Raw genomic sequence first — 5,875 nt, forward strand, 5'->3', positions numbered from 1 at the left:
GGCTGAGCGCTTCGCCGGGCTGCGCGACCAGGCGTGCTGTCCAGTCGGCGAGAAAGGCGCGATTGCCGGGATTGTCGGCGAGTTGGAGGGGATTGAACCCCGTCGACTGACCAGGTCGAATGGCATCATAGCGGCCGCCGATGGCGCGCAGGAAAATCTCGGCCCCGCGATCCTTGTCGAAGAAGACGATCCTGGGGTCGTACTTCCGCGCCTGCGCCAACAGGAATCCGAGGACCACGGTCTTGCCCGAACCCGAGGGCCCGATGATGGTGAAGTTGCCGAGGTCGCCCTTGTGGAAATTGAAATGGTAGGGACCTGCCGAGGTCGTTTCCAGCACGGTCAGCGCCGGACCCCAGTGGTTGGCCTGGGCTTGACCCACGGGGAAGTTATGCCCCGACGCGAAGCCCGCGAAGTTGGCGGTCGAGATCAGGGCGCGCCGGGCGATATCCTTGAAGTTGCCTGGGAACTGCGCCCAGAAGGCGGGCTCCAGATTGACGTCCTCGCGCACCGCGATGACACCCATCTCGGTAAAGGTCGCCTGGACGTCCGCGACGGCCTCGTCGAGCGCCGCGATGCTGGAGGCGCGCACCATGACCGTGAGGTGGTGTTCCCCGAACGCGGCACGCCCTGCAGCCACGTCGTCCTTCGCCGCGGCGAGGCCCAGCCGCAGCGACACCGCCTCATCATCGGCCGCGCGCATCCGGCGCAGGGCGAGGTTCATGCGGTCAAGGCTGGCCTGCCGGTCGACATAGCCGAAACTCTGGCTGACGGTCAGCTCGTACGGGAGCCGCAGGAGATCGTCGAGCATGCCGGGCGAGGTCTGAGGGGGATAGTCCTTGATCGAGACCATGGCGGCGAAGCTGCGCTCGAGCGGCCCGGCGCGCGAGAGCTCCAGCGTTTCGGCCCCGAAGCTCACGCGTCGATAAGGCAGATATTCGCCGAGGTCGGCGCGCGGCAGCAGCACCGGACGCATCTCGCCGTTGTAGAGGTTCGACAGGAATTCCAAGGGTTCGGAACAGGGGCCGTTGGCGGTGTCGTAGACGCCAAGCACCCGCGCGCCGTAGGGCGCAAGAGTCGCCAGCAGCGCGTCTCGGGCGGCGTTGAGATCGCGCAAGTCGATCGCCTGGGCCGCGGCCGCATGGGCCGCGCCACCGGCCGCGCCCGTCAGGGCGCGCGTGAAACCGTCCAGGAGGCCGACGCGCCCTTGGAGCGGACGACGCACCAGAGTGATGAAGAGCTCATTGGCGTAAAGTCGCTTGGCGGCCAATCGCCGCTTCCAAGCCGCGTCCAGGGTCCGGCTGAAATCGTCGTTGAACTCGCCCTCCAAGCGCGGCGCGACCTCACTTCGAACGATATGGTGGTAGAGTGCGAACCGCGAATTGGCGATGGCGCGCATCGCCCCGTCGCGCAGCGCCTTGCGATAGTTGATCTCGTCGGTATCGGCGGTCTCGAACGGCAGGCCCCGCAGGTGAAGCACCTGCAACAGCATGCCGTCGCGGGTCTCGAGCGTCTGGTCGTCCACATGCCGTCCATACGGCAGGCGCGCGCCGGCCCGGGCTTCCCTGGCCGGTTCGACGCGACGCGCGCCGGGCGCCTGGGCGGTTCCGAGGTTCATGGGCGATAGGAGTTGCAGCGCCACACCGACCAGTTCCTCACCCGCGGACTGCGGCTCACGCGGGTCAGCCAGAGGTCGAAGATTCGCGGCTCCTTCAGGCAGGCCATATAGCCCGCCGCATGGAGCAGCACCGCCGCCAACAGAGCCCAAAAGGACTTGGTGATCAGAAACAGCTCGGCGGTGACCACCGCGTTCAACACGAAATAGCTGTAGGTGACGCCGGCGAACATCTGCGGGCGGGTCATGGCCCCGAAGACCACGTCGCGGTCCAGTTGGGCGGACATTTGCTAGAACCCCACGGCGGTCTGACGGATGCCGGCGACAATCGCGCCCGCGCCGAACAACACGAAACAGCCCAGGATCACGGTCGCGCCGTAGCGCCAGTTCAGACGGCCGGTCAGCATCATGAACCCGATCGCCGCGACCGCGATCACCGCGGCCACGGTTGCGACCGTACCCAGCAGGGTCCCCTGCACCCAACTGAGCGCGCCCACCACGACATTGGAGCCGGCGGGATCCACCACCTGCGCGTGGGCGACGCCGCTCGAGATGCCCGCGCCGAGCGTGGCGAGAACGGCGGAAAAGCGGCGTGGAATTCGCATGGGGTGCTCCTAGCGGCCAGCGACGATGACGGGGTCGGCGATCAGGGCCCGATCGGAAAGATGCGAGAGCACGGCGGCCACATAGGCCTGGGTCTCCCGGAACGGCGGCACGCCACGATGTCGATCCACGGCGCCCGGCCCGGCGTTATAGGCCGCGAGCGCCAAGCGGATGTCGCCGCCGTATCGGTTCAGCATCCGGCTGAGATAGGCCGCGCCACCATTGATGTTTTGATCCAGATCGTAGCGGTCGACCCCCAGATCGCGCGCCGTGCCGTCCATGAGCTGCATGACACCCACCGCGCCGGCGGCGGACACCGCGGCTTGCCGAAACCGCGACTCCCGCCAGGCGACGGCTTCGACGAGATGAGGACTCACCGCGTGCCGCGCGGCGGCTTCAAAGATGGACTGCGTGACGCGGGCCGGGATCGCAGCGGATCGGGCGGGGCGGCTGACCACTTCGGGCGTGAGCGATCGTGCTCCCTCGCCGTTGAAGAGGGTCGGCGCGGCATAGACCACGACGGCCCCGTCCGGCGCGATCTCGAGAACATCGGACCAAGCAGGGGACGCCCAAAGGACAACGCCTAGCGCCAGGATTCCGAGCGGCGCTCCGGCCTTGCCTTGCTGGATAACCCCCTCGCCCATGCGTCCTCCGAAATCTGCGCTCTGAACAGGTACGTCGCCCGAACGTGGAAAGACGCCGAGCGCGGAGACGATCCGCGCTCGGCGCCGTTTTCGAGAATCCGATCCTAGGGAACGGGCGTCGGATCTGTTGTCGCCGAGACCGCGACGATGTCGGCGGGAGCCGGCTCGCGGGGATCGGTGTTGGGCGCATTGCGATAGGACGTCGCGAACCCTGCGCCGAAGCCGTCCTCCAGCCGCGCCGTCGGCGGGGGTGGCGTGACCACCCCCCCGTCGCCGCCGCCGCCGCCGCCGCCGCAGGCCGAGAGGCCGAGCGTCAGCACGATCGCGGTCGTGACCTTGCCGATGGGACCGATCATTGGCTCAACCTCGCATCATGGCCGGGCGCGCCGCGCAGGGGGGTGTTGAGATAGGGGAAGGCGTTGCCCACTTCGCGGGCGTCGAAGGGCGCCCCATCGGTGAAGGCCACGGTTCCCACCGGAGCATTGGCCGGCGTGCAAAGGCCAAGCTGGGTCGGGGTCCCGTTGATCGGCACGGGGTGGCAGAGCCGGCCCATCGCGACGCGAAGGGTGATGTCGACGGTGTCATCGCCGGGCCGCCGACCGTTCGGATAGCCCGCAAGGTCGTCGCCCGCCACGCCGAGCGCGTTCTGGCTCGCCCGCGGGGTGGGGTTGATGCCCATGTTCAGGCGCATCATTTCCGACGGCTTGACCGTGCTTTGCTGGTTCAGGGTCGCGATCCCGGTGAGAAAGGTCGCCACCAGGTCGTTACGCGGGAAATTCGTCGGCGCCAGGTTGGGGATGTTGGTGCCCAGGGTGGCGTTCACCGGCGCGCGGAAGAGCGCGTCGAGGATCGCCGGGAAGGTGGGGTTGGTCACGTAGTCGGCCAGAGCTGCGTCGCCGGGCGGCTCGGCGGCGTTGAACAGATCCTTCTGCGGAAGCCCAATGACCAACTCGTTGACCAGGGGCGCCGAGAGACGCGACACCTGGACATAGGCCCCGCCGTGAAGGGCGGGCGAACTGTAGCTCGGCGTCGGATCGAGGATGCGGGCCTGCGGCAGGCTGGCGGTCATCCAACCGCCGATGACACCGTTGCCGGCCCCCCGGAGACAGGCGATGGGAACCTCAAGCGCCAGCGAGGTGATGTTCTTCTTTCCCACCAGGTCGTCGTTGGCGCGGCTCTGGGTGATCCCGCCCGGGAAGGTCGTGCCGTCGATGGGGACATAGTTCACCAGGTCGAAAGACGGCCCCAGATTGACCGCGAAAGCCTCGGCGCGCTGGCCGACGAAGACCTTGCCGGGCGTGGCGCAGCCCGGAAGGGTCACCGAATAGATGAACTGGTTGGCGTAGGCGTCGTAGTTGGGCAGGGTCTTGGTCCCGGCGTAGTCGAACGGCTTGCGGAACATGGTCGCCCCGCCCGAGGCGTTGGCCACGGCCGCGCGGGTTCCGGTGCGGCGATCCCCGGTCACCAGGGTTAGAGAGTACTCTTCAACCTCGCCGAGATTGGGATCGCCCCCGGCGCCGATCGGGCCCACCGCGCGGAGCGGGATCGGCAGGGTCTTGCCGCCGACGTTCAGCGTGATGCCCGTGCCGCCCTTGAGGGTGTTGGTGAACTTGAACTGGTAGGTCAGGTTCTCGACGGCGTCACCGTCGTTGTCGATGTGGATCTCGTAGATGGCGTCGGGATCCATGGTGAAATAATTGGGTCCGTAGCCAGGCCCCTGCAGCGGCTGGAAGTTCGCGATCAGCGTGACGAACGCGTCCCGACCGGGCTCATAGCTGCGGAACATGTAGAAGTCGGTGCCGTCGACCTTGGGCATCTCGGTGATGGCCGGCGCCTCGCGGTGGCTCGACGCCAGCCCTGGTGTCGCGACCGCCAAGGTGGTCAAGGCGGCGATGGCGCTCGCCACCCCGTATCCATAGCGCCTAGTCATGCCGAGCCCTCTGATCCTGAAATGGACGGGCGAGTTCCGGATCGCGATCGAAAGGTGCGATCCCAACCCACCTCATGACTCCGATTACGCAGGTCCGCGGCGAGAGGACGCAGGCCCGCACAATTAATCTTCGCGCCAGGCCTCAGGCCCCTGGCGCCCCGGCCTCCGGCAACAGGTCCGACCATTTCCAGACCCCAGATCCCACCGCCAGGAGCGTGGTTCCGAAGCGATCGGGTACGGCGATCAACAGGGGGCCGCGCAAGGTCTCGTCGCGGCAGGCCGCCGGGGCGGTCCGGACGCCCAGGATGATGGCCTCGCGGATCGGCGCCGACTGGCGAGCGCTCATGGACGCGCTCTCCACCCACCGGCCGTCCCAAAGCATGATCGCATTGGCCAGAGAGCGCGCTTCCCGCGGGATGGCCGACAACGCCGCGCGGACTGTCGCGTCCTCTCGCAGGGCGCCCTGGATCCATTGGGTCAATTGGCAGGACTCGCCGACGGCGGCGGCCCGGGTCGCAGAGGCGGCGAGCGGTTGTTCGACGCTTGGGCGCTCCGACTCGGTGTCGGGCTGGGGCGGCGTATCGGGCAGGTCCAGCGCGATCAGGATCGGCGCCAACGCGCTCGGGGCCGCCGGCGCGATCTTAAGGTCGGGCAGGACGTCGAGCACCTCGACCGGGGTGAGACTGAGGGGGGCGACAGCCCGGGGCGGCGCCACCGCCAGGCCATCCTGCAGCGAGATGTAGAGGGCGCCCGCCGCGGCGGCGGTCGGCGGCGGCGGCGGCGCGAGCGCGAAGACCCCGAGCAGCGCCAGATGGGCGGCGAGGCTTAGGGGCAGGACCAGGAGGCGTGGCTTCGACCGCATGGACTGGGGATGACGCGTTGAAGACCGGTGAGAGAGGCCCAACCCAACTACGCCTGACGCGGCCGATCGGACGCGGGCGGCCGACAAACTTTGTCGCCGATCTCCGATCAGGGCCGAGGCGAAAGGTGAATATGGCCAGCGTGGCCGTGGCCGGGATCGCCGGCATGTTCATCGTTGGGTTCGACCGAAATCAGGTTCACGCTGCCATGGCGAACGCCGCGCTC

General features: G+C 68.1%; 6 protein-coding genes and 1 pseudogene. All 7 read right to left on the bottom strand.

What is annotated here, in order from left to right; genetic code table 11:
• A pseudogene (locus RMO04_RS06190) lies at positions 1 to 1,639 on the bottom strand (VirB4 family type IV secretion/conjugal transfer ATPase); the annotation flags it as partial.
• Positions 1,612 to 1,899 (bottom strand): VirB3 family type IV secretion system protein, encoded by a 288-nt coding sequence (locus RMO04_RS06195; protein ID WP_309643915.1) that lies wholly within the window; start codon positions 1,897 to 1,899, stop codon positions 1,612 to 1,614. The gene RMO04_RS06195 and the pseudogene RMO04_RS06190, both read right to left, overlap by 28 nt.
• Before the next feature lie 3 nt (positions 1,900 to 1,902).
• Positions 1,903 to 2,217 carry a TrbC/VirB2 family protein gene (locus tag RMO04_RS06200; RefSeq protein ID WP_309643916.1) on the bottom strand — a complete coding sequence of 105 codons (315 nt, stop codon included), beginning with the start codon at positions 2,215 to 2,217 and terminating at the stop codon, positions 1,903 to 1,905.
• Positions 2,218 to 2,226: 9 nt separating this feature from the next.
• Positions 2,227 to 2,859 (bottom strand): lytic transglycosylase domain-containing protein, encoded by a 633-nt coding sequence (locus tag RMO04_RS06205; RefSeq protein WP_309643917.1) that lies wholly within the window; start codon positions 2,857 to 2,859, stop codon positions 2,227 to 2,229.
• Between the two features lie 104 nt (positions 2,860 to 2,963).
• Complete coding sequence (locus tag RMO04_RS06210) at positions 2,964 to 3,215, bottom strand: hypothetical protein (protein ID WP_309643918.1); 252 nt, start codon at positions 3,213 to 3,215, stop codon at positions 2,964 to 2,966.
• A complete protein-coding gene (locus RMO04_RS06215; RefSeq protein WP_309643919.1) occupies positions 3,212 to 4,789 on the bottom strand; it encodes a DUF4331 domain-containing protein in 1,578 nt (525 codons plus the stop codon). Before RMO04_RS06215 ends, RMO04_RS06210 begins: the two co-directional genes overlap by 4 nt.
• 142 nt (positions 4,790 to 4,931) lie before the next feature.
• Positions 4,932 to 5,651 carry a hypothetical protein gene (locus RMO04_RS06220; protein WP_309643920.1) on the bottom strand — a complete coding sequence of 240 codons (720 nt, stop codon included), beginning with the start codon at positions 5,649 to 5,651 and terminating at the stop codon, positions 4,932 to 4,934.
• Positions 5,652 to 5,875: the final 224 nt, after the last annotated feature.

Origin of the sequence: Phenylobacterium sp. (assembly GCF_031412415.1) — a bacterium.
Classification (GTDB): Bacteria; Pseudomonadota; Alphaproteobacteria; order Caulobacterales; family Caulobacteraceae; genus Phenylobacterium.

Coding starts and splice junctions, on each gene's coding strand:
- RMO04_RS06195 (WP_309643915.1), bottom strand. CDS start 1,899: ATGTCCGCCCAACTGGACCGCGACGTGGTCTTCGGGGCCATGACCCGC.
- RMO04_RS06220 (WP_309643920.1), bottom strand. CDS start 5,651: ATGCGGTCGAAGCCACGCCTCCTGGTCCTGCCCCTAAGCCTCGCCGCC.
- RMO04_RS06200 (WP_309643916.1), bottom strand. CDS start 2,217: ATGCGAATTCCACGCCGCTTTTCCGCCGTTCTCGCCACGCTCGGCGCG.
- RMO04_RS06210 (WP_309643918.1), bottom strand. CDS start 3,215: ATGATCGGTCCCATCGGCAAGGTCACGACCGCGATCGTGCTGACGCTC.
- RMO04_RS06205 (WP_309643917.1), bottom strand. CDS start 2,859: ATGGGCGAGGGGGTTATCCAGCAAGGCAAGGCCGGAGCGCCGCTCGGA.
- RMO04_RS06215 (WP_309643919.1), bottom strand. CDS start 4,789: ATGACTAGGCGCTATGGATACGGGGTGGCGAGCGCCATCGCCGCCTTG.